Raw genomic sequence first — 23,900 nt, forward strand, 5'->3', positions numbered from 1 at the left:
AATAAATACATAGCACTGATTAACAGCAATATCGTACAGATATGACCTAAACACTCAGATTAAAATTCGATAAAAATAAAATTAAATTACCTAGTATTTATACTTAAAAAATAAATTATTCTAAATAAAATCATATAATTAAAATATAGTTTCTTATTAATCATTTTTATTAAAATAATATTTTGTAAATAGTCAACTATATACCATTTCATGGAAGTAAAACCGCATTTCTTAACTTAAACTAAAACTATGATGAAATCACTACTCATGAGCCTATTGCTGGTGGGCTTAAGTTGTTCGTGCGTGTGGGCGCAGGGTCGTAAGGTAAGCGGCACTGTTGGGGCCGATGAAGGGATTGGCGGGTTTGCGGGGGCTACGGTTGTTATTAAAGGAACAACTATTGGTACCGTAACCGATGTGAAGGGTGAGTATAGTATAAATGTTCCGCCATCAGGTACCACGCTGGTTTTTTCGGCAGTGGGTATGCAAACGGTTGAAGAAGTGATAGGTGGCCGGGCAGTCATTGATGTTCAGCTGAAGACCGATACCAAACAATTATCGGAGGTTATCATCACCGCGCTTGGCGTTAAAGAAGAGCGCGACAAATTTGCCTCATCCGTTTCGACGGTGGAAGGGAAAAGTATCGCCAAATCGGGCGAAACGAGCCTTCTGACTGGTTTAAGTGGAAAAGCCTCAGGGGTAATTATTACCCGGAACGGCGGTGACCCAGGGGCAGGTGCTTACATTCAAATTCGGGGCCAGAATACCATTAACGGAAATGCTCAACCGCTTTTCATTGTCGATGGGATTCCCGTTAGTAACTCCAGCGATAATAACGGAACAGCTGCCGGAAACGGTATTGTCCAGCAATCGCGGATTAACGACATCAACCCCGAAGACATCGAAAGCATGGAAGTTCTGAAAGGAGCTTCGGCTGCGGCTCTGTGGGGTACACGGGCAGCCAACGGGGTAATTATTATTACGACTAAAAAAGGGAAAGACAGCAAAGGGAAGGTCAATATCACCTTTAAATCGAGTGTTTCGTTCGACCGGGTTAATAAGATGCACCCGCTGCAAACTACTTACGGTCAGGGTACTAACGGCCTCTACAGCCAGGGAAATAAAGTGAGCTTCGGCGATCTGATCTCCAGCCGGGCTGGCGGGGCAGATACCTACATAACCGATCCCAACGCAGCGGGTTATCAAGGTTACGTAACTTTTCCGGATGGTACAAAACGGTACGCTATTGCGGCCGGAACAGCGGCCAATCCACATGGTGGCAAAAATTCGAGAGATGTTTTCGATCACGTGAACGACGTTTATCAGACCGGTCATTTTACGGATAATAGCATCAACCTGAGCGGAGGCAACAACCGATCTAACTTCATGATCAGTTATTCGAACTTGAATCAGGAAGGGATTGTAAAGGCTTTCAGTAATTACCAGCGGAACACGGCTCGGGTCAATGTAGCCAGCCAGTTTACCGAATGGTTCCGGGCGTCTGCCAACGTTGCTTACTCCAAAGTATTTTCGTCGCGTAACCAACAGGGCGATAACCTGGATGGGATTCTGTTAGGTGGCACACGTACTGCGCCCGACTTCGACAACTCATATTATACGGGCACTTACACCAACGCGCAGGGCCAGGTTTTTACTAACGAACACGTTTCGTATCGGAATCCACTGGGTAAGGATCAGAACTCTATTTATTCGAACCCGGTCTGGAACATCAACAACAACAAAAACACGACCGATGTCGATCGGATTACTGGCAATATCGAGCTAGGTATTACGCCAACTTCCTGGTTAAGCATTACGGGTCGGACGGGTATCGATAACTTTACGGATGCTCGTCTGGAGCGTTTTGCCCGTAATTCCTCGACCTATCTTGGTGGGTATCTGTCGAAAAACTGGATTACGGAGAAACAGTTTAACACTGATGTATTTGCCAACGCGACCAAAACGTTCAGCAATAATTTTAGTGGTTCGGTATTGGTGGGCGTTAACTATAACAGCCGTCGGAAAGCCATCCTGACGGATGCGATCACGAATCTGATTGTTCCGACAGCGCCAGATATTCTGACGAATGCCCTGAATTCGAATCTTACAGCCACCAACTATAATTCGCTGATTCGTACCTATGCTTATTATGCGCAGGCCGAAGTACAAGCGTACAATATGCTGTTCCTGACCCTGACCGGTCGGAGTGAAAGTGCGTCGACTTTTGGCTCCAAAACGAACAGTAGCTTCTTTTTCCCATCGGCGGCTCTGGCCTGGCAATTCAGTAAGCTTAAAGGACTGGAAACAAGCTCAGTACTTAGCTTCGGTAAACTGCGTTTGACCTGGGGACAAGTGGGTATTCAACCACAACCCTACCAGAATTTCACTACGTTCTCACCGGCATCTTATGGAGATGCCTTTGCCGGTGGTTTATCGGCAGCCAGCTCGCTTTATGGTGGTGGTTACGTACGGAGCACAACGGCGGGTAACGACTTCCTGCGTCCAGAGCGTAAAACAGAATCTGAAGTTGGGGTTGACCTTCGCTTCCTGAACAACCGGATCAATTTCTCGGCTACTGCTTACAGCAACAACACAAAAGACGTAATTCTGTCGCTGAATGTACCGAACGAAACGGGGTATACTGTTCGCAATATCAACGCGGCCGAACTATCGAACAAAGGACTCGAACTCGAAGCCGGTGCCGATGTAATGAGAATGGGCGATTTTAAATGGAATTTATCGGCCAATTTCTCCCTGAACCGCAACAAGGTTATTTCATTGGCAGGAGCTAGCGTATATACCTTACCAGACAGCTATCAGGAAAATGCCTCCCTGATTCCGGGTCAGCCATTCGGTGTTTTCTACTCGACTGACTTCCTGAAAGATGAGTCGGGCAAATACAAGCTGGATGCCAACGGTTTCCCACAAGGTGGTACCACGAACGAAATCATCGGGAACCCAAATCCAAAATGGCGGGGTGGCCTCGGAAGCACATTCTCGTACAAAGGGCTGTCGCTATATGTTCTGTTTGACCGGGTAGCTGGCAATGATTTTTACAACGGTACGCGCGGAGCTTTGTATAACATTGGTACACATGGCGATCAGGGTCATACAGTAGTTGCGCCAACAGGTGGTCTGAAAGATGTGAACGGCAACACAATAGCGGCAGGCACTTCGTTCCAGGGTGAGATCAAAGATTTCGGTGCCGGACCAGTAGCCATCAATCAGGCCTGGTGGCAAGGTCGGGGAACAGCCTTCAACTCAGCTTCTTACAAGCAATTTATTGAAGATGGCAGTGCTACCCGCATGCGCGAAATCACGTTGAGCTACAGCCTTCGTAGCGCCGGATTCCGCCGACTCACCCACTTATCGAACGTCGATTTCAGCTTAACGGGCCGTAACCTTGTTTTGTGGACCAACTACACGGGCACCGACCCAGAGGTGAACATTACGGGAGCTGGCTTATCACGTGGTCAGGACTGGTTTACAAACCCCAACACGAAATCGCTGCTGTTCACACTGAAAATCACGTACTAATCGCGTTCAAGGTTTTCGACAGACCGTTGCTACAGTAAGTCAACAAGCTTTTTCTCAGCTACTTATTGCAACGAATCTTTGTAAGCCATCAACCGTAAACTCACTTAGAATCATGAAAAAATCATTTTCCAATAAAGTCACGATTGCCTTGCTGGGCGTTACGCTCCTCAGTAGTTGCAGTGATTTGTTTAATGAACAGAATATCAAAAGCAACCCAAATGCGGTTACTGATGTCGATGTAGCCACCCTACTATCAGGAACGCTATTGGGCGTTTCGATGCTGCATGAAGATACCGATGTTCGGATTTCGGCGATCTGGGCAGGCGAACTGAATGGGTTGGCCCGACAACATCAAGGCTATGCCGAATACATCGTCTCATCGCAGAATTTCTCCTGGAGTCCACTGTATCCAGCAGCCAGTCAGGCACGATTGATTCAATCCAAAGCCGATGCCGTTGGCGACAAATGGACCAAAGGGGTTGGGCAGGTACTGGAAGCCCTGCTGATCGCAAAAGCTACGGATCTGTATGGCGATGTTCCTTACAGCCAGGCATTTGATGACGTTAAATACCCGACGCCAGTGTTTGACAAGCAGGCAGATGTGTATACCGCCCTCCAGACTACGTTAGATAATGCGATCCAGAACCTGTCGGCTTCAGCTGGCCTGGCCTTTGCAACTCAGGACTTCATCTACGGTGGTAATGTGGCCAAATGGAAAGCGGCCGCCTACACGCTCAAAGCCCGCCTGTATTTACACACCGGCGATTACGCCAAAGCGGTCACGAACGCCAGTACGGGAATTAGCAGCACAGCAGGCGATGCGCTGGTGCCACACGGAACCAGCCAGGGTGTCGATTACAACCAGAACTACGATTTCTTCCGGGTAAACCGGGCGGGCGATACGGGTTTCGATGGCGCTTATCTGCCTACACTGATGAACTCCCGGATTAGCTCGGCTAATACCAAAACCAACGAGACTGCGCTCTATAACTTCTATTTTAAAACGGGCATAACCGCAACGGGTAGCCTAGATCCAAATGTTGTAGACGGAGCGTTTAAGTCGACAGCACCACACCCCATTTTAACCTACTACGAGAACCAGCTTACACTGGCAGAAGCGCAGTCCCGGTTAGGCGATACGGCCAAAGCGCTGGCAGCCCTGAATACGGTTCGAAGCGGACTGTCGGGAGGCTACATCAATGGGCAAACCCTCTCTACCACAGGGCGCAAGTACGATGCCTATACGCTGGATGACTTTGCCCCTACTGGTCTGGCGAATCCAACCAAACTGGCAACAGTGCAAACGGCCATGCTGTATGAGATTATTACGCAGCGCTACATTGTTTTCCTGATGCAATACGAAGCCTTCAACGATGTACGCCGGATGGCGAAGGCCACACCTCTCGTGCAGTTACCTATCCCACTTTACTTCGGTGCCCAGAAGCCTCAACGGTTTATTTATCCACAGGGAGAGGTCAATACGAATCCAAACGTGCCTTCACCACTCCCAGACCAGTTTACGAAAATCCCAATCTTCCAGTAAATACGTTTAGTTGTTAGGCAACACTAGTTAAAAGGCTACCTTTTTAGGGTAGCCTTTTCTATGCTTTCGTTGTAAATTTGTCCAATCCATCAATAATCTATTTTCAGCCTGTGTCGCTCAGAAAACGCCTGCCTGCCTTACTACTTGGTCTTTCGCTTAGTTCAGCTTTAGTTGCTCAGGTTCCTTATGGACCAATTAAGCCAACACCCTCCAGTGAAATCCTCTCGAATCTAAAAAAACTGAATGTTCTCGGCACGGTGCTTTATGTAGCCGCCCACCCCGACGACGAAAATACGCTACTCCTTGCTTACCTCGCCAAAGACCGACTCGTTCGAACGGGTTATCTTTCGCTGACACGGGGCGATGGCGGTCAAAATCTGATTGGGCCGGAGCAGGGCGAAAACATTGGTGTTATCCGTACGCAGGAGCTTCTGGCAGCACGTCGGGTCGATGGGCCCGATCAGTTTTTCAGTCGGGCGTATGACTTTGGGTTCTCCAAATCGACCAATGAAGCCGTGCGCACCTGGGGACAGGATAAAGTACTGGCCGACGTTGTCTGGATGATTCGAAAATATCAGCCCGATGTGATTATCACCCGATTTCCACCCGATGCCCGTGCGGGTCACGGACATCATAGCGCATCGGGTTTTCTGGCCGAAGAAGCGTTTAAAATCTCGAACGATCCGACTAAATTCCCGGAACAGTTGGCCTATGTAAAACCCTGGCAGGCCAAGCGAATTTTCTGGAACATGTTCATTCCGGGTGCTTTCCTGAGTAATAAAAAGCCCGACGAAGCGGGCAATCTGGTTGGCGTTGAAACGGGGCTATATAACCCAATGCTGGGTAAGTCGTATGGCGAGATTGCCTCCGAAAGCCGCAGTCAGCATAAAAGTCAGGGCTTTGGGGTAGCCCCTAACCGGGGCGCCAAAATCGACTATTTCCTATTGAAAGGTGGCGATCCTGTTGAAAAAGATCCACTCGAAGGTGTCGATATGAGTTGGAAACGGGTAAAAAATAGCGACGCTGTGCAATCGCTCGTTAACCAGACAATTGCCAGCTTTCGGCCCGACCAACCTGCCGCTTCCGTTCCGGCATTGGTGCAACTTTATGGCGCGATCAGCAAGTTGGACACGACCAATATCTACGTAAAAGCCAAACGTCAGGAAATACAAACGCTCCTGCAACAATGTCTGGGGCTTTGGTTTGAAACAAATCCGGCTGACTACGCAGCTACCCCCGGCGAAACGATCAAAATTTCGACTAACGTTGTCAACCGGGTTGATGCGCCCGTTAAGCTGGTTAGTATCCGCTATTCAACGGGGAAAGACACGACGCTCAATCTGGCGCTTAAACCCAATGACGTTATCCTTTTCCCAACTACACTGGCGATTCCCCAAACGCAGCCGATTTCGCAACCTTACTGGCTTGAGAAACCAATCGACAAGGGCTTGTTCCAGGTAGATAATCAGCAGTTAATCGGTCTTCCAGAAAACCCGGCAGCCGTAACGGCCAGTTATACTTTCGAGATTGGTGGTCAATCGTTTACGTATAGTCGTCCCGTCGTTTACAAATCCACCGACCCGGTTGATGGGGAGATTTATCGTCCATTTATCATTCAGCCTGCCGTAACGGCCAACCTCACCGAGCGGGTGTACGTCTTCTCCGACAATACCCCCAAAACAGCAGAAATCGTTTTAAAAGCCGGGCAATCTAATCAGTCGGGAACGCTTAAACTGGATGTTCCGGCGGGCTGGCGTGCCGAACCAGCCTCTGTTCCTTTTTCGCTGACGAACAAGGGCGACGAGCAACGGATAACCTTTAGTCTGTCACCAACGGCTCAGGCCAAAGATGGCAAATTACAGGCCGTCATGACAACGGCTAGCGGTACTTTCACAACTGGTCTGCGACTGGTTGCTTACAAGCATATTCCAACACAAACGCTGTTTCCGCCTGCTTCGGCCAAATTGGTTAAGCTCGATGTAAAAGTAACTGCGAAAAACATTGGCTACATCGTTGGCGCGGGAGATGAAGTGCCTGCTGCGTTACAGCAAATGGGTTGCCGTGTTACGTTGCTCGGCCCCAATGATTTAATCGGTAATCTTTCTGGCTATGACGCCATTGTCGTAGGCGTTCGGGCTTACAACACCAATAGCTGGATGGCTCGGGCTCAACCAAAACTGATGGATTATGTCAAAAATGGTGGAACGATGATTGTGCAGTATGTTACGCCCGTTAACTCGTTCTTTCGGAATGAAGCCCCCCTACCCCAACTTGGCCCCTACCCATTTAAAGTTGTAAACGAGCGTGTTACGGAAGAAGATGCACCGATGAACTTTATCAATCCGCAGCACCCGCTACTCAATTACCCGAATAAAATTACAGCCGCTGACTTTTCGGGCTGGATTCAGGAACGCGGCATTTATTTCGCGCAGGATTGGGATAAAGCCTACGAACCCATTTTCTCGGCCAACGATCAGAACGAAGCGCCCAAACAAGGAAGTTTGATTTATGCCAAATACGGCAAAGGCCACTTTATGTACACGGGTCTGGTCTTCTTCCGCGAATTACCCGCTGGCGTACCGGGTGCTTACCGCTTGTTTGCCAACATGATTTCGGCGGCCAGTGATTCAGCAGCCTCGGTCTCGGGTTCTTCGAGCAAACGGTAGCGTTCCATCGTTGTGGTGTCAGGTTCTTCAACCTGACACCACTAGACAATTAATTATCCATATTCAGGTGGCATATTTCCATTAGAACCGTCTCATGCTTCATTCCAGCAAAGACGAATTCCTATGGGCCTTCGAAATCGTACTCTATTGGGGTAGTTCTGCGGAAAAGGTGCGACTCGTTTGCCTGAAATCACTTCGGTGAGGGATAGGCAGCAAGGTATCAACACCTTGACAACTTGATAAGCGTGAGGGTGCAAGTCCCTCTCCCCAGTGCAGGGGTAACAGCATCACCCCTACGGTAGCGACTGGCCATCAATCCGTAGAGCGGGGTGAAAAGGCGGTAACGGTGAACCTAACACCAAATCCCGTCGAGCATGAGTTTATGGATAGCGAAAGTACACTTGAACTGTCGTCACAGAAAACTTGCCAATCGCACCGGCGACCCGGGTAGGTTAATAGGCAAGACCAAAATGGTAAAGGATAGGGGCTGACCAATTGTTGGGCCAGAGAAAAATCCAGGGGCTGGCATCTCTTTTCAATGACCAGTTGCATACCCCACAAACCTGGAAGAAAGTATCATCCTAACAACTCGACCAACGCGTGTCAGGAACGAAGCAAGCTTGTGTCGGCTCTCTCTAAAGGAGCAGGTGCCAACCGGATGCCAACACAAAAAGAGATTGCCTAAGAAGCCAACGCCCATCGTAATAATTGGGATATGCTGACGTAGGCACGGTGAGTTAAGTTGATTATTCTTTAGTAACAGTAATAGCTAAAACACGTATGGCCAATACGATGGAGGAATGGAAAGATACGCCCTGGCGCAAGTTGGAGCGGTACGTCTTTCGGCTGCAAAAGAGAATATTCAAGGCTTCACAACGTGATGATGTAAGAACAGTACGACGACTCCAAAAAACGCTAATCCGATCCCAGTCGGCCAAAACACTGGCCGTTCGCCAGGTAACTCAAGACAACCAAGGAAAGAAAACGGCAGGGCTCGATGGCGTCAAATCGCTATCTCCTCCACAACGATTGGCCCTGGTTACCACCCTGAAAATGCCTGCCAAGGCAACTCCAACTCGCCGGGTCTGGATACCCAAACCTGGTTCTCAGGAGAAACGACCGTTAGGTATTCCAATCCTGTACGACCGCGCTCTTCAAGCCTTGGCCAAGAAGGCATTGGAACCCGAATGGGAAGCCCGCTTTGAAGCCAACAGTTACGGCTTTCGACTGGGGCGTGGTGCCCATGACGCGATTCAGGCCATCTTTAGTGCCATCTGTAACAAGACGCGCTACGTCTTAGATGCTGACATTGCGAAGTGTTTTGATCGAATCAACCACCAAGCTCTGTTAGCCAAACTAAGTACGTTCCCCACCCTGAGACGACAGATCAAAAGCTGGCTCAAGGCAGGTGTTATGGAAGGAGACCAGTTATTCCCAACCGAGGAAGGCAGCCCGCAAGGGGGCGTTATCTCCCCTTTATTGGCTAATATCGCCCTGCATGGGATGGAACAGGCGATTCACCAAGCCTTCCCAACCCAAACCCGAAAGGTCAATGGGGTGTTAACCCGGCAAACCACCCCACACATTGTTCGCTATGCCGATGACTTCATTATTTTACATGAGGAGTTAGCCGTAGTCGAGCAATGCAAGGGGCTGGTATCTGATTGGCTGGCTCCAATGGGACTTAAACTAAAAGAGAGCAAAACTAGCATTACCCATACGCTGTACGCCCATGAGGGTAAGATAGGGTTTGACTTTCTGGGCTTTACAATACGGCAATTTCCCGTTGGCAAGCATCACTCCGGTTTGGATAACAAACGGTCCCCGCTGGGCTTCAAGACTTTGATACAACCTTCAGTGGTGGCTATCAAACGGCATAGTCAACGCTTGAATACGATCATCCGCCGTCATCGGAGCAGCCAACAACAACTCCTGATTGATGAGCTTAATCCAGTCATTCGGGGTTGGTCCAACTATTATTCGACGGTGGTGAGCAAGAAGCACTATTGCCGATTAACTCACCTACTGTTTAGGAAGTTATGGCGTTGGGCGAGTCGCAGACACCCGCGTAAAGGAGCCTATTGGTTGCGAAAACGTTACTGGCCTTTTCAGGACAAAAGCTGGCGATTTGCAGATAAAGGCAAAGCTCTGTTTCAGCACAGTGATACTCGGATTGTGCGTCACGTCAAAGTCATCGGTAGCCGAAGTCCATTCGATGGTAATTGGGTGTATTGGAGTAGTCGAATGGGTAGACATCCGGAAGTCGGTACACGACTTGGGTTTTTGTTGAAACGGCAAAAGGGCCAATGTACCCACTGCAAGCTGTTCTTTAAACATGGTGATTTGCTGGAGGTCGATCACCAGCAACCCCGGTCAGCCGGTGGCAGTGATCGATATGAAAATCTTCAACTTTTACACCGCCATTGTCACGATGTCAAAACGGCGACCGATCAACAAGATAAGTTGCAGGAAGACACCATCAAAGGCTGACTCACTGAGGAGCCGTGTGAGGTAAAAGCCTCAAGCACGGTTTTGAAGACCAGCCGTCGGGGCGACTCGACGGCTGAGTTTAATTACATAATTCGTCGTTTGCCTAAAGCAGTGCTTGCAACCGTCTCAAGAAGGAGGGTTTGGCGAGATGGATAATTCTTCTACTCTATAGCTACTTTTGCCGGATCGAATAGTCAAGCAGCTCTTAACTAACCTATGGAAGACGAAGTAAGACCAAGTTAGCAAAAACTCATTCACTTAAATTGGAAATTCGGTCTTGGTTTACTACTGGTCGTTTGTATCCCCCGCTTTATTTTAGTCTTGGCGGCTAACGCATCGGGCAACTATAGTTCAATCGGGGCGATTATGATCATTTCCGCGCTTTGCCCGTTTGTATTTCTGACCCCGTTTGGACGCCGAAAAATTGGAATAACCAAGCCTGACCGCTACAGCCAGCTAGTAGTGGCGTTTGTAGCGGCTATCGTGTTCAGTGGTCTACTGTACGCGATAGGACGAACTTTATACGCCACTTCCTTTGAGAACTGGTATGTCTATATCGGCAAATCCTACAAAATACCAGCCGGTATCTCTCAGCTGGATAGAGCAAGCTTATTCACTATCGTAGCGATAACGGGTATGCTGTTTAGCCCTATCGGTGAAGAGTTGTTCTTCCGGGGTATCGTTCACACCAGTTTTGCCCGTTCTATTGGGGAGAAAAGAGCTTCTCTGGTAGATAGTTCTGCTTTTGCGCCGACCCACCTGTCTCATTTTGGTCTGGTGTTCATCGACCAACAATGGGGGTTTTTGATGATGCCGGCTTTTCTCTGGGTAATGAGTATGTTTTTGGTGAGTAGGCTATTTTTCTGGTTTAAAACGGCTTCAGGCTCACTCTTGGGCGCAATTCTTTGCCATGCGGGGTTTAATTTGGGCATGACTTACTGCATCTTTTACTTATTGTAAAGATCTGCATCAAGAATCCTTTTCGTTCAGGCCAGGAATCATGGACAAGTGTTGATGATTTGTCTCACTTATGAGCGTTTTTGGAGATTCTTAAGCAGACAGTATAATGGATCATTCACTGTACTCATTCCGTCCGCAGACTATCGGTTGGATTGGCTTAAGCGGCCCGGTAGGTTTTTAGCCCGATCGTCAAGCCACCTAGTAGCAAAAGCACACCACCACAAAGGCCAAACGTTTCCAGGCCGACGCTCACCCGATACGCAAAGTTTTGCAGCAGGACCATGCCCGCCAAATAACCCAATGGGCAGGCTAGCAACAGGGCGATCAGCAATAGTTTACTAAATTCCCAGGATAGCTTGCTCACCAGTTGCCCGGCTGTCGCCCCCATGACCTTGCATATTATAGGTCACCATGCCCAATAATCCCAAGCTGGCAATCGAGAGGCCAATCAGCACGGCTAAAAAATCAGTAAACTGACTGTTATCGTACTTACTGCTCAAATACAGGGTTCTTCTTCCAAAAGGGCGAAATTTTACGGTTTCAAACTAAGGGATTAGTTGTGACGATTTGTTACAGTCTCACATAAAGGAGCTTTTTACGAGATCTATGAGCTGACTGTTCCTATAGTGCTCCCCTAAACTTGGCTCTTACGCACTTTGTGTGATTGAGCTGATGACCTGATTTTAAGCTTTTGGTGTTCTGTCTAAATGAGCACTCAGCTTTCATTTCCCATTTATTTCCCCAATTGCCAAATTATTGACTGTCAGCACGGTGAAGGCGGCTATATCCTAGTAGTCTACTCAACGGACAAGCAGGCCAGTTGTCCATTTTGTCAGCAAGTCTCAAACAGATCACACGGATATCACTATCGTAAGCCGACCGATTTACCCATTAGCGATAAATCAGTCCAGTTGAGACTGCGATTGAGACGATTTCGCTGTCTAAATCCAACTTGCCCCAAACGAACATTTAGTCAGCCTTGTCCAGATTGGCTCCCTGCTTTTGCCCGTCGAACGAACCGCTTGGCTCATGCTCAACAGAGTGTGGCTATGATGCTAGGCGGACAAGCCGGTAGCCGTCTGCTGACCCAGTTGTATATGCCCACTAGCCATGATACCCTCTTACGACTCATCCGAAAATGGCAACCAGTCGGGCCACAAACACCTTATGCACTGGGTGTTGATGATTGGGCGATACGAAAAGCGAAAACTTATGGTACGATTTTAACGGTCGCCCGCTGGCGTTGATTTGGATCGACATCAACCGATTGATTTACTAGAAGGCCGAACGGCAGAAGGTCTATGAGATTGCCGGGCCGCCGTCGCGGCTGAAGGCCCATCCCGGCATAGAAGTTATTACCGCAACGGCGGCCCGGAAGGGATCGCTCTGGAGAATATGCACGCGGAGCCCGTCAGGGAGCCCCACAAGCTCAACAAGTTGCCGACCGATGGCATTTGCTGCAAAACCTGGAACAAGTCCTAGAGCGATTATTAACTGGCTGCTATCAACGATTGCGAAAACTGCCAGTATCTCAGGCAGATACACCAACTCAGCCGACACCAGAACGGCTTAACTATGTGATGCGAGATTACTCAAAAAATGAACTAGAGGCCCGTTGGGCTGGCCGGGAAAAACACTTAGACTATTTTAATCAAGTACAGCAGTTACGCCGGGCAGGCCTGTCTATTTCTAAGAGTAGTCGGAAATTGGCCATGAATCGGAGTACGGTTCGTCGGTATGCCTACGCTGAATCATTTCCCGAACGAGTCCAACGTCCAAGCGGGCGTAGCATGCTGACTCCTTATCTAGCCTACTTAGAAAATCGCTATCGACAAGGTTGCCGTAACGCCCAACAGTTGTGGCGAGAGCTTGGCCAGCAGGGCTATCCGGGTGCTCATAATCAGGTAACCAAATGGCTGAGCAGACGTCGCAAGGAGGATGTGCCAACGACTCAAAAACAACCAGTAACCAACTCGTCTGTCCCTGATCGACTGCCTTTTGAGTTACCCACTACTCAGCAGCTTGCCTGGCTGATGGTACGTCCTGTCTCCTTACTGGAAGAGACTGATGGACAAATCCTGAACCATGTTTGTCAGGAGGCTATTATTGCCCAGGTCTATGAACTAGTGAAGGACTTCGCTGCCATGGTTCGAACTCGTCAGGCAAAGTTATTAGACAATTGGTTGGTGCGTTGCCAAACTTGTTCCGCCGTGTTACTCCAGCAGTTTGGTCTTCATCTTCAACAGGACTATGCGGCCGTGCGAGCAGCTTTGTCCACCCCTTGGAGCAACGGCCAAACGGAAGGACAAGTCACCCGAGTGAAGCTCATTAAACGACAAATGTATGGGAGGACCAAATTGGACTTATTGCGTCAACGAGTACTTTATCGGTGGTGAACCACACAAAGTGCGTAAGAGCCAACTATTGGGGAGCGCCTTAGATAAAAAGCCTATTGATGGTCAATTTGCCACGTAATCATCTGATTAATGGCTCCGAAACTTCCAGATTAATCATTAAACAAGTCAACAACTACCACGGTGTAGCTTATATCCTGAATAAAACTCTTTAGCTTAGACTTTCTCACAAAATGCTCCATCTTAAGATGAATCAGCTTTGTAAAAGAGGCAATTGATTGAGCCCTAATTCCAACTATTCTCGCAAACTGGGGGTCATTCTGGCAAAGTAGTACGCTATGAGAGCCATATTAGTCCCATTTGTAAGCCTATTATTGATCATAGGCTCATGTAAAACAGAAGAGTCGCTTGTTCCCCGCTGCGCTAATGCTGGAGCTTTGATTAAAGAGGTTAAACGTGAAAACGGTGTGGTTTACTATGATTCCACACAAAGCAGCTACTTTATTCGAGTCCCAAATAGCTTTGATTCTCATGATTTAGGCTACACTTGCAACTTGACAACTGACTACCAAAAACCTGGTCTGAAAGTCAACTTCAGCGGTAGGTATTATCAGAGTGACAAACAACTAGGATTTGTCGCAGGTGACAAGACTTATTCCTTATCACTTAGTTCCATCCAAGAACAATGATGCGCTCAACCAGCGTGTGTGGCGGCTTGATCGGTTAGGCCGCTCCTTAAGAGACCTTATCGATTGGGTGGCTTATTTGGAAAATCAGGGGATGGCTCTAAAGAGTCTCCATGAATCGATTGATACCTCAACAGGCAAGTTAGTCTTCCACCTATTCGGGGCCTTAGCCGAGTTCGAGCGTAATTTAATTCAGGAACGAACCATGGCGGGCTTATTGGCTGCGCGGGCGCGGGGTCGATTGGGCGGGCGGCCAAAATCATTGAATGCGGATAAACAATAGTTGGCCGTTGAGCTCTATACGGCCAAGAAAACCACTGTCAAGAAGATATGTGAGATACTGGCTATCAGCAAGCCAACTCTGTACGCTTATGTACGCAGTAGCCAGTTCAAGCATTAGTTCAACTTCTATTGAAGGCCCTATCAATGATTTTTCTGCTTACCCAATACACCCATGAAAATTACGCCAAAGGGCCTGTTACAACTGGGCTTTACTGAGTCATCCGAGCACCCGAAAGTCTATACCTACAAGCCGGGCCTCCGGGCGGTCGTAAGGGGTAGACTTGATGCCCAGCCCGGAAGTTTTCACATCGATATGTTCAAGGTGCCCCTTACTAGGATTGGCGATCTAGCTTATATGCTGGAGATCGTCGATTACTATCGACGATGAAAAAGGGAAATCAAGAAGTTCTATTTTCATTTTGGCCCCGTTTTGCAGCTGAGATCAAAGAATGATAAATGGTCTAGTCAGCCGGCCCCCTCGTAAAAGATTGAAAGGTAGCGGAATCGGCGTTGGACACCCGAAGAAATAGCGGGTTATGCTATCACTTGGGAACGTATACTAATAGCGAGGGAAAAAAGAGGAGCTGATCCTAATCCATGACTCAATCAATGCTATCAGTAGATACTGTTGCGAATTAAGAAGAGGTCCGCATTTAGTAAGGCTTATCAGGAGTTGAAAAGAAAAATAGTGCTTTAAGCCAATCGATAGTTGAATAACGCCAACATGAATGGAGAAAGTAACTATCACCGGTTGTGGTATCTATTTTTTTTGCCCGTAGTCGATAGGCAGATCATATTATCTAGGATAAAAGAATGGATTTGAACAAAAGAATATGTTTCGTTAAAAACCAGTGAGAAACAATTGCATGAACCTGGTCATGGACGGCCAAATAGCACCTATAAAGGACATTTATAATTTTAAAGGGGTAGGTAGTGAGCCGATAAGTAAGGCAGTAAAGTCCTCGAAGGATGTCAAAAATATATAGATGGAGGAAAAATGGGTTGGCCAGTTGAGTTAATTTTTGATCTTGACTATTGTGCTAATACCGAATGCCACTCGTTCCTTAAAACGTACTTTTTAATAGAGCGGCAGTCTTTGCATCAACTCTGATTTTACTACTAGCCAAACTGGTCCAATCTGGCTGACAATCGCTTCTTTGGGCGTAGATACTGGTTCGGTAGAAATCGACATAGTATAACAAAATAGGATGAAATCGCTGGATTAAATACCTTTATGATAAGTCGGTTTGTGGCCTAACATAAGGTTAAAAATTAATTAATCTAACTTTTAAAGGGGAAAGTGTTGACTATCTAAAAAAGGAAATTGCCAATAAAGGTACTCTATTAGTAACCAACTATTACATTTCGGGTTTATATTATGTATAGCTCTGGTATATATCTGTTTATTCATTTTACTAAACATATTTATATATTTTATATTTATATTAGCTTACTTAATTTTCTAAAGTAAACGATTATGAATCAGATAGTAACCCGACTCTCCGTTGCAGATGTAGAAAAATTACTCGTACATCCGGAAGCTTTCACAGTGCAGGCTATCATTGGAATAGTCAAACTGCTTGAGAAATCCCCGATGGAGGTTTTTGAATTAGTTTTCAATGAATTGGAAGAGAGAGGACTTTGTGAATTCGAAAAATAATTTACCTTCCAAGGCCACTTATTTCCGAATGGCCTTGAAAGGTAACAAACCAGGCTTTAATGATGAGAACACTTAAATTGCCTTGATGCTATTGATGAAAAATTAGGTTCAGAGTCAAACGAGGCTTTGAGTAGTTTTCTAGTATCAGTCGTTCAATTAAACCTTGACAGGTTTTATAAACGCTGAACAATTAAAATGAACGGGTTTATTGAACGCAAAAAAGCCAGTTTTCGGCTCTTCCCCTCTTACTTGACTCGATTACCGTTCATTTAAACGTCACTTATTGCTATTTAACGAACTACTTAATTGCGTGTAAATTAATTGGTTGATTTTAAGTTGGACGTACAGAACCCCGCCCACGAAACCCTCCCTATGTTTTCAGGATAAGACATCACAATCATTTTTACGAAGTCGTTGGCAATTCGTCAACAGGGGGAAACAACATCCGTTTCATCAACGTACCTAGAAGATGACTCAATTTTTATCGGTTATCAACTCGTTCAAATAGGGGGCCGTTCGGCTGTTAGGATGCAACGCTACGTCGGCTGGTTGGCCCTGTACCACGATTTGCCCTCCCTCATCGCCAGCACCGGGGCCCATATCGATCACCCAGTCGCTGGCGGCTACCACCCGCATGGTATGCTCAACGAGTATGACGGTATTGCCCGACTCCACTAACCCGTTGAGCTGAATCAATAATTTTTCTACATCAGCCGGGTGCAGACCGGTGGTAGGCTCATCGAGTACATACAGGTAAGATCCATTACTAGCGCGCTGTAATTCAGTCGCTAGCTTAATCCGCTGGGCTTCTCCGCCGGACAATTCAGTTGCCGGCTGACCTAATCGCAGATAGCCTAGCCCCACCTCACGCAAAGTTGTCAACGAACGGAGTATAGCGGGCTCATCCTTGAAAAATAATACAGCCGCATCCACAGTTAGATCGAGTACCTCCGCAATGGTTTTGTTCCGGTACTGGATGGCGAGTGTTTGCGCATTATAACGCGCACCGTGGCAAACCGGGCAGGGCGTGTAGACGCTGGGTAAAAACAGGAGTTCAACCATCACAAAGCCTTCGCCTTGGCAGTGTTCACAACGGCCTTTGGCCACATTGAACGAAAACTGGCCCGCATCATAACCCTGTTGCCGGGCGGCAGGGGTTGCCGCAAATAACTTCCGCACTGAATCAAATAAGCCCGTGTAGGTGGCCATGTTCGAGCGGGGCGTTCGGCCAATTGGCTTTTGATCGACTACGACCAGACGTTTTATACGCTCCATACCATCCACGAGTCGACCGCCCTGGGTCGTCGGTACCGCTTCCAGACTCGTTTCGTCTTCGGTCAGTGCTTGACCCAGATAAGCGGCCATCAATTCGACCAGTACCTGGCTGATCAGGCTCGACTTGCCTGATCCCGATACCCCCGTAACGGTCGTTAGGACACCCAGCGGCAGCGATACGTCCAGCGCCTGTAAATTGTTTCGGCTTACCTGGGCCAATTGCAGCCAGCCCGTTGGGGTTCGGACCTGACGCCTGGTAGGAGCGCGCTGTTGAGGAAACAAATAAGGGCGCGTTTGGGAAAGGCAAACATCGGCTAAACCAGCTGGTGGACCGCTGTAGAGGATTTGCCCACCCTGTTCCCCAGCAGCCGGTCCTACATCGACCAGCCAATCGGCTTTCCGAATAACATCCAGATTATGTTCAACAACAAATAAGGAATTACCCGCCCGCTTTAAACCCGCCATAGCGTCTAACAGAGCTTCAGTGTCGGACGGATGTAACCCGGCCGAGGGCTCATCGAGCACATAGACGACACCGAACAAATTCGAATACAATTGGGTGGCCAGTCGCAGCCGCTGAAGTTCACCGGGCGATAAGGTGGGCGTACTACGTTCCAGTGATAAATACCCCAGACCCAGTTGAAGCAGGACCTCAAGCCGAGCTACCAGATCCTGACTAATTCGAAGCCGGACTTCTGCCTGCTCTGGGGGAATTTTCTGTGACGGATCTTTCTTCATACTACTGCCTTCAGCATAGGGTTGGAGTAGGGCGCTCAATTGCTTCAGGGGCAATTCGGAGAGGTCAGCAATAGTGAGCCCGGCAAACTTAACCCGCAACGATTCAGGACGCAGCTGTTTCCCCAGGCAAAGCGGACAGCGGGTCTGGAGCATAAACGCCTGTACCCGCTTTTTCATTAATTGACTTTGTGTCGTGGCAAAGGTATGAAATACATGCCGACGGGCGCTACTGAAGGTGCCCATGTAGTTGGGCGGCTCCTGCCGTTTGAGGGCACGCCGGGTTTGTTCCGGCGAATAGCCTGGGTAGACCGGCACCACGGGCTGTTCATCGGTAAACAAAATCCAGTCCCGTTGTGTCTGAGGCAACTCGTGCCAGGGACGATCCACATCATACCCAAGGGAAACGAGAATGTCCCGCTGGTTTTGCCCGCCCCAGGCCTGGGGCCAGGCGGCAATCGCCCGCTGGCGAAGGATCAGGGACCATGGAGGTTTCCGTCACTTCATAGACACTCCCCAGGCCATGGCAGGTGGGACAGGCTCCTTCGGGCGTATTGGGAGAAAACGATTCTGCATACAGAATGCCTTGTCCCGGCGGGTAGTCACCGGCCCTGGAATAGAGCATACGTACCAGGTTTGACAGTGTCGTGACACTCCCTACCGACGATCGGGTCGTTGGCGTTCCCCGCTGCTGTTGTAAGGCAACGGCCGGGGGTAAGCCGTCAATGGAATCCACTTCGGGGACGGCCATCTGGTGAAATAGTCGCCGGGCATAGGGCGAGACCGATTCTAAATACCGCCGTTGGGCCTCAGCGTAGAGCGTGCCAAAGGCCAGGGACGATTTTCCGGAGCCTGAAACGCCGGTGAAGACCACCAGCGCGTCACGGGGAATGTCCAGATCGACGTTTTTGAGGTTGTGTTGCCGAGCCCCGCGGACGCGAATGAGGCTGGAATCAGATTCCTGTCCAGCCTGCGAATTTATTTTGCTCATAATGTATACGGGGTTAGCGACAAACTTCTGCCGAACCAATGGTGCGGCAAAAAGGCCAGGTTGTCCTAGCCTGATATAGGTTGGCAAATTTTAGGTCTTAATTGCCAACCTATATCAGGCTAGGCGAGTTTGCTGTAGAACAGAAAGAAGTTGACCATACGCTACAAGTTTCGACGGAAAATGACCGCGTCAGTGGTCAGATGGATTGCTGACGTTGGTAACTTTTCGGAAAGCTCAGCCGAATGTACATTGACGCTATTGAGCCTACCGTTGTGCTGAAATTGAAAAGCAGGATTTTTACTTTCTCAATACGAATATTCCCAAACTCGATGTAGAGCATTCGTGTAGTTTCGTCCAATAAAAGGCAGGTTGTTTCAACTAATTGAACAAGTACTAATCTTCTATGTTAGAACTTGAATGAATGGTGATTGTTTAATTGGATCGTTCAGTTAAACGCCGGAATCGGACTGGAAGCGAATCCACAATTTTTACTACTGTCCAACTTAATCAAGAGCATATGCATATGGAGTGGCTAGCCTTTCAATAAGGTGAATGTCACAGTTGTTCCCTCATGTTCAACGCTATCGATTCGTATTGTACCTCCGTGTAGTTCCACAAACTCGCGAACAATCACTAACCCTAAACCCGACCCATGAATATTCACCACATTCTTCGCGCGAAAGAACGTCTGGAATAAGTGAGCTTGCTCCTCGGCCGGAATACCAATTCCCTGATCAATAACCGATATAACCAGTTGTGCCCCAAAACGGATCAGTAACTTCGGGTTACTTTGGGAGAACTTAAAGGCGTTTGACAGTAAATTAACCAGTACGTGGCTGATTAACTTCTGATCCACAGAGACCCGTTCGGGTTCCCCTTCAATCAATACATCTACGACCCGATTATCTTTACGATCCGCGAAATGCGTTTCGATCACTCGATTCGTTAAGGCAACCAGATCAACCGGTTCAGGATGAAAGGGAATTCGTCCAACGTCAATCTTGCCAATCGTCAGGATATCAGTTAATAACTCGCTAAAGTTGGCAATCTCCCGTTCGATGGTTTCCAGATGTCGGCTAACGGCTGGGGGCGGACCTTGGATCGATCGCTCTAAGTGCATACGGATCAGATCGACGCTCGATTGAATAGTTGCCAGGGGTGTCCGGAATTCGTGGGAAGCGGTTGCGACAAACTGGGATTTGAGCTTGTTTAACTCCTGCTCCCGGATCAGCGATTGCTGAAGAACCAGTTCCTTTTCTTTCATATCCGTAATATCACTGGCAATACCAATGCACCGCAGGGGAATACCCCCCCTGTCTTTCATCACAAAACTGCGAACATTGAGCCAACGAATCAGGCCGTCCCCTCCCTGAACTCGGTACTGAGCGGGAATTTCCTCCCCCTGGCGATACCGTTCGAATGCCGCTTCTACCATCGGACGGTCTTCGGGGATAACCGCGTTCAGGAACGAGTAAGGATCGTCGTAGAGACGTTGGGATGTAATGCCAAAAACGCGTTCATAGGCCGGATTGATATATAACAATTGAAAGGGATTCGCCGACTGAATCCAGAAAACTTCATCCACGTTTTCGGCAATCTCTCGAAACCGCTGTTCGCTTTCCCTTAGGGCATCTTCGGCCTTTTTTCGCTCAGTAATATCCCGGGCTGACGAATAGATCAGTTTCTCATACCGTTTGGCGCGCCATTGGATCAGGCGATAACTACCGTCTTTGTGCTGGTACCGGTTTACAAAACCGTCGATGACGGGCGTCTGGTAGGTTTGTAACGAGTCGTCGCGGTCGTCGGGGTGAATAAAATCGAGAAAGTAATGCCCCTCAATTTCTTCCGCCAGATAGCCCAACGTTTCGGTCCAGGCCTGATTTACTTTTAAAAAATGCCCGTCCAGGCTGGTAATGCAATGGAGGTCAAGCGCCCGTTCAAAGAAGATCTTTAGCTCACGACTCGTTTTTTCAGCCTTTTCTTCGGCGGCTTTCAAGGCCGAAATATCTGTTGCCGTCCCGACGTATCCTGTCACCGTTCCGCCCTCATCCTTTAAGGTGCTGGCCGTCATAAAAACCGGGATACGTTGGCCTCTTTTACCCAGGATTAAGCATTCGATGTGAAAAAAGCCATCCGTTTCCAACGCCGTTTTAAGTAGTTCGGATGTGGGGAGATCCGAAGAAGGCTGGTAGGAAACGAGGGGTACAGGATTTTCGGGTGGGCCAGGTTCAATCTGAACGACGCAACCGATCAACTCTTCGGGTTTATAGCCTAACAACTGTTCGATCGCCCGGTTCGTCGTTCGAACAATCCCGTTGATATCCGTTGAAATGATCGCCTGACCGGCATGTTCCAGAATTGCATTTTGCCAGGCCGACAGTTGCCCGATCGTAAGCGTACGCTCCGCAACATGCTGCTCTAAAGTTTCGGTCTGGGCCTGTAGTTGCTGCTCGGTTCGTTTCAGTTGCGAGATATCCTGTACGCATAATAGGACTCGTTCCCCGATTGAAACCATGGATAGATTACACCAAATCTGCTCGTGTTCAACGGTTACCTGCCATTGTAAATGGAGAGGTTGGCCGGTTTGTTGAACCGTTTTTAATCGGTCGAACAGGCCAGTTGTAACGGCTGTTGAAAACAGGGTATTGAGTGTATTGCCGGTCATCTGTTCGACGCTCCGTCCAGCAATAACGGCGTTGGCGACATTGGTGAAAACATACTTGAAATCAGTCAGTTCACCGTTCGAATAAACTGGTTCGAAAAGGGTCAACCCGGCCGGACAGCTACTGACGACGGCTTGTAATAGCGCATTCGTATCGTTTAGCAACTGATTGGCCTGGCTTAGCAAGGTCTGACTCCGACGCAGTTTCAGGAGCGATACAACCTGCTGGGCCAACGATTTAAGGGATGTGGCCTGTTGATCGGAGAGGTGCCGTGGCTGATGATCAATCACACATAAGGTACCCAGTGCCTGTCCAGCCTCATCAACCAGCGGGACACCCGCGTAAAAGATAACAGGCGGGTCGCTTAACGTCAGTGGGTTTTGGGCGAAGCGTTCATCCACACGGGCATCCATCACCTCCATAAGCAGGGTTGGCGTTTGAATGGCGTGCGCACAGAATGAATATTGCCGGGGCGTCTCCTTGAGGGTAAAACCTTGGGCTGCTTTAAACCACTGACGCTCAGTATCCAAAAAAGTAATCAGTGAAATGGGCGTTTGACAGATATGGGCAGCTATTTGGGTTATAGCGTCATATTCCGCTTCTGGTAAGCTATCGAGAATAGTATAGCTCATGAGCGCCTGTAAGCGCTGCTGCTCGGTTTCTGATATAGTCATAAAACGGTAGGTTTCAGCATGGTCAAGGAGCCATGCTGTTGTCATCTTTGGGGCTTATGCAGATTTAGTCAGTGAACGAACACGATCCATCAGTGGAAGCTGGAGCGTCACTTTCGTAAGGCCCTCTGGCTTACTCTCAATCTGTAAGTGCCCCTGGTTCATCTCGATTAGGGTTTTGACGATGAACAAGCCCAGCCCCGAACCCTGCTGCTCGTAATACTTGCGGTCAAACTGAGTGTAAGGAGCAATCCGGAGAATATCGCCGGATTTAAACGCTCGTCCCCAATTGGTAATGGTTAGCTGGTAGCACTCATCCCTAATCTGCCCCGATACACAAACGTCACGACCTGTGTCCGAAAACTTAATCGCATTGTCTATCAACTCCTCCAGTATCTTGGTCAGGCTGTGGGGCGGTAAGCGTAGATGGGCCATTTCAGTAGCAATACGGATGGTTGCAGGCTGTTCATGCTCTTTCTCAATCGTTTGTTTAACCTGTTCAACAAGCGCATCGAACACATAGGCGTTGCCCTGGCTTAGTGCGTCGTATTCTGCTGAACCATGCGGGCGGATCAGTAAATTAGTGAGACGTTCATTGTCGAGGGTTCTTTTAAGCCGTAAGCAACACGTCATCATCTGGTCCAGCATAGACTCCATCTCGGAGGAGTCGAGTATAGAGTGATCTTCCTTTAATAGGCCGATACAGCCCATAATCCCGGCTAAGGGTGTGTTATGCTCATGAATCGCGACCCGACCCAGGTTAGTAAGATAGTCGGTCAACTGGCCCTGTAATTGGTTGTGGCGAATCTGCTCTCGCTTCAACCGGGTTTCGATGGATTTTAGTAAGTCTTTACTCGTAAATGGTTTGACGAGGTAGTCATCAGCGCCTAAGACCATACCCTGGCGGAGGTCATCAGGTTCGGCTCTGGCCGTGAGAAAAATGAAGGGTATGTGACGCAGCGAATGGTGAGCGCGAATGGACTCCAGTACCTGATAACCGTTCATTCCGGGCATCATGACATCGCAAAGTATCAAATCGGGTTGTGCTTGAATGGCTCGGTTTATGCCTTCATGGCCATCGGGGGCTGTATCGACAATAAAGCCTTGTAGCGTAAGCAGTTCGGCTACGTTCTCACGAATAGATGACTCATCTTCGATGACTAATACCTGCGTTTTCATGTTTGGTCAAAAGAGGGTACGATGGATTGGGTCGTTTGGGATTGCCTGGATCGAGGTGTCATGCTGAGCGTTTACCTGAAAAACACGTAGGGTCTTCTTAAATCGGCGAAGCCTCGCTTTATCAATAAAAATAATAGTACCCGCTATGCGTAGGGAGTTTGCCGTGATTATTCTAAAAAAATCGAATCAGAATAGAAAAAACGCTGCC

17 protein-coding genes and 1 pseudogene are annotated in these 23,900 nt (G+C 48.4%); 12 read left to right on the forward strand and 6 right to left on the reverse strand.

What is annotated here, in order from left to right; translation table 11 throughout:
* Positions 1-249 precede the first annotated feature (249 nt).
* The 6 genes from H3H32_RS20045 (at position 250) to H3H32_RS20070 (ending at position 11,196) form a co-directional block, all read left to right on the forward strand.
* Positions 250-3,537, forward strand: coding sequence for a SusC/RagA family TonB-linked outer membrane protein (locus tag H3H32_RS20045; protein ID WP_240543421.1), 3,288 nt, complete (start codon positions 250-252; stop codon positions 3,535-3,537).
* A 112-nt stretch (positions 3,538-3,649) separates the two neighbouring features.
* Positions 3,650-5,080, forward strand: a complete 1,431-nt coding sequence (locus tag H3H32_RS20050; RefSeq protein ID WP_182457432.1) for a SusD/RagB family nutrient-binding outer membrane lipoprotein — start codon at positions 3,650-3,652, stop codon at positions 5,078-5,080.
* Between the two features lie 110 nt (positions 5,081-5,190).
* Complete coding sequence (locus tag H3H32_RS20055) at positions 5,191-7,746, forward strand: PIG-L family deacetylase (protein WP_182457433.1); 2,556 nt, start codon at positions 5,191-5,193, stop codon at positions 7,744-7,746.
* Between the two features lie 538 nt (positions 7,747-8,284).
* Positions 8,285-8,431 (forward strand): hypothetical protein, encoded by a 147-nt coding sequence (locus tag H3H32_RS20060; RefSeq protein ID WP_182457434.1) that lies wholly within the window; start codon positions 8,285-8,287, stop codon positions 8,429-8,431.
* Positions 8,432-8,526: 95 nt separating this feature from the next.
* Positions 8,527-10,236 (forward strand): group II intron reverse transcriptase/maturase, encoded by a 1,710-nt coding sequence (ltrA, locus tag H3H32_RS20065; RefSeq protein WP_220472546.1) that lies wholly within the window; start codon positions 8,527-8,529, stop codon positions 10,234-10,236.
* Positions 10,237-10,602: 366 nt separating this feature from the next.
* Positions 10,603-11,196, forward strand: a complete 594-nt coding sequence (locus H3H32_RS20070; RefSeq protein ID WP_220472547.1) for a CPBP family intramembrane glutamic endopeptidase — start codon at positions 10,603-10,605, stop codon at positions 11,194-11,196.
* Between the two features lie 157 nt (positions 11,197-11,353).
* On the opposite strand, the gene H3H32_RS20075 is transcribed toward H3H32_RS20070, so the two are convergent.
* Both H3H32_RS20075 and H3H32_RS20080 read right to left on the reverse strand, forming a co-directional pair.
* Positions 11,354-11,584 carry a hypothetical protein gene (locus H3H32_RS20075; RefSeq protein WP_182457435.1) on the reverse strand — a complete coding sequence of 77 codons (231 nt, stop codon included), beginning with the start codon at positions 11,582-11,584 and terminating at the stop codon, positions 11,354-11,356.
* Positions 11,535-11,696: a hypothetical protein gene (locus H3H32_RS20080; RefSeq protein ID WP_182457436.1), complete on the reverse strand. Its 162-nt coding sequence runs from the start codon at positions 11,694-11,696 to the stop codon at positions 11,535-11,537. Before H3H32_RS20080 ends, H3H32_RS20075 begins: the two co-directional genes overlap by 50 nt.
* Positions 11,697-11,903: 207 nt before the next feature.
* On the opposite strand from H3H32_RS20080, the gene H3H32_RS38285 reads away from it, so the two are divergent.
* The 6 genes from H3H32_RS38285 to H3H32_RS20105 all read left to right on the forward strand — a co-directional run bounded on the left by H3H32_RS38285 (position 11,904) and on the right by H3H32_RS20105 (position 16,178).
* Complete coding sequence (locus tag H3H32_RS38285) at positions 11,904-12,443, forward strand: transposase family protein (protein WP_182457437.1); 540 nt, start codon at positions 11,904-11,906, stop codon at positions 12,441-12,443.
* Between the two features lie 264 nt (positions 12,444-12,707).
* On the forward strand, positions 12,708-13,592 hold the full coding sequence (locus H3H32_RS20090) for a transposase (RefSeq protein WP_182457438.1): 885 nt from the start codon (positions 12,708-12,710) through the stop codon (positions 13,590-13,592).
* A gap of 600 nt (positions 13,593-14,192) precedes the next feature.
* The gene (locus H3H32_RS38290) at positions 14,193-14,519 is read left to right on the forward strand and encodes a recombinase family protein (RefSeq protein WP_374191778.1); all 327 of its coding nucleotides are present in this window, start codon (positions 14,193-14,195) and stop codon (positions 14,517-14,519) included.
* Entirely contained in the window at positions 14,520-14,636 is a 117-nt protein-coding gene (locus tag H3H32_RS38295) for a helix-turn-helix domain-containing protein (RefSeq protein ID WP_220472548.1), read from the forward strand.
* Positions 14,637-14,690: 54 nt separating this feature from the next.
* Complete coding sequence (locus H3H32_RS20100; RefSeq protein ID WP_182457439.1) at positions 14,691-14,906, forward strand: hypothetical protein; 216 nt, start codon at positions 14,691-14,693, stop codon at positions 14,904-14,906.
* A gap of 1,089 nt (positions 14,907-15,995) precedes the next feature.
* The gene (locus tag H3H32_RS20105) at positions 15,996-16,178 is read left to right on the forward strand and encodes a hypothetical protein (protein WP_182457440.1); all 183 of its coding nucleotides are present in this window, start codon (positions 15,996-15,998) and stop codon (positions 16,176-16,178) included.
* A gap of 474 nt (positions 16,179-16,652) precedes the next feature.
* On the opposite strand, the pseudogene H3H32_RS20110 reads toward H3H32_RS20105, so the two are convergent.
* The 4 genes and pseudogenes from H3H32_RS20110 to H3H32_RS20125 form a co-directional block, all read right to left on the reverse strand.
* Positions 16,653-19,179 (reverse strand): annotated as a pseudogene (locus tag H3H32_RS20110) (excinuclease ABC subunit UvrA).
* A 196-nt stretch (positions 19,180-19,375) separates the two neighbouring features.
* Complete coding sequence (locus H3H32_RS20115) at positions 19,376-19,519, reverse strand: hypothetical protein (protein WP_182457441.1); 144 nt, start codon at positions 19,517-19,519, stop codon at positions 19,376-19,378.
* A 192-nt stretch (positions 19,520-19,711) separates the two neighbouring features.
* Positions 19,712-22,516 (reverse strand): PAS domain S-box protein, encoded by a 2,805-nt coding sequence (locus H3H32_RS20120; RefSeq protein WP_182457442.1) that lies wholly within the window; start codon positions 22,514-22,516, stop codon positions 19,712-19,714.
* A gap of 54 nt (positions 22,517-22,570) precedes the next feature.
* Positions 22,571-23,692, reverse strand: a complete 1,122-nt coding sequence (locus H3H32_RS20125) for a hybrid sensor histidine kinase/response regulator (protein ID WP_182457443.1) — start codon at positions 23,690-23,692, stop codon at positions 22,571-22,573.
* Positions 23,693-23,900 lie beyond the last annotated feature (208 nt).

Origin of the sequence: Spirosoma foliorum (genome assembly GCF_014117325.1) — a bacterium.
Taxonomy (GTDB): domain Bacteria; phylum Bacteroidota; class Bacteroidia; order Cytophagales; family Spirosomataceae; genus Spirosoma; species Spirosoma foliorum.

What these genes read in the sequence shown, in the direction of transcription:
- H3H32_RS20075 (WP_182457435.1), bottom strand. Translation starts at nt 11,584, where the DNA reads ATGGGGGCGACAGCCGGGCAACTGGTGAGCAAGCTATCCTGGGAATTT.
- H3H32_RS20050 (WP_182457432.1), top strand. Translation starts at nt 3,650, where the DNA reads ATGAAAAAATCATTTTCCAATAAAGTCACGATTGCCTTGCTGGGCGTT.
- H3H32_RS20120 (WP_182457442.1), bottom strand. Translation starts at nt 22,516, where the DNA reads ATGACTATATCAGAAACCGAGCAGCAGCGCTTACAGGCGCTCATGAGC.
- H3H32_RS20105 (WP_182457440.1), top strand. Translation starts at nt 15,996, where the DNA reads ATGAATCAGATAGTAACCCGACTCTCCGTTGCAGATGTAGAAAAATTA.
- ltrA (WP_220472546.1), top strand. Translation starts at nt 8,527, where the DNA reads ATGGCCAATACGATGGAGGAATGGAAAGATACGCCCTGGCGCAAGTTG.
- H3H32_RS20115 (WP_182457441.1), bottom strand. Translation starts at nt 19,519, where the DNA reads ATGCTCTACATCGAGTTTGGGAATATTCGTATTGAGAAAGTAAAAATC.
- H3H32_RS20070 (WP_220472547.1), top strand. Translation starts at nt 10,603, where the DNA reads ATGATCATTTCCGCGCTTTGCCCGTTTGTATTTCTGACCCCGTTTGGA.
- H3H32_RS38285 (WP_182457437.1), top strand. Translation starts at nt 11,904, where the DNA reads ATGAGCACTCAGCTTTCATTTCCCATTTATTTCCCCAATTGCCAAATT.
- H3H32_RS20100 (WP_182457439.1), top strand. Translation starts at nt 14,691, where the DNA reads ATGAAAATTACGCCAAAGGGCCTGTTACAACTGGGCTTTACTGAGTCA.
- H3H32_RS20060 (WP_182457434.1), top strand. Translation starts at nt 8,285, where the DNA reads ATGACCAGTTGCATACCCCACAAACCTGGAAGAAAGTATCATCCTAAC.
- H3H32_RS20045 (WP_240543421.1), top strand. Translation starts at nt 250, where the DNA reads ATGATGAAATCACTACTCATGAGCCTATTGCTGGTGGGCTTAAGTTGT.
- H3H32_RS20125 (WP_182457443.1), bottom strand. Translation starts at nt 23,692, where the DNA reads ATGAAAACGCAGGTATTAGTCATCGAAGATGAGTCATCTATTCGTGAG.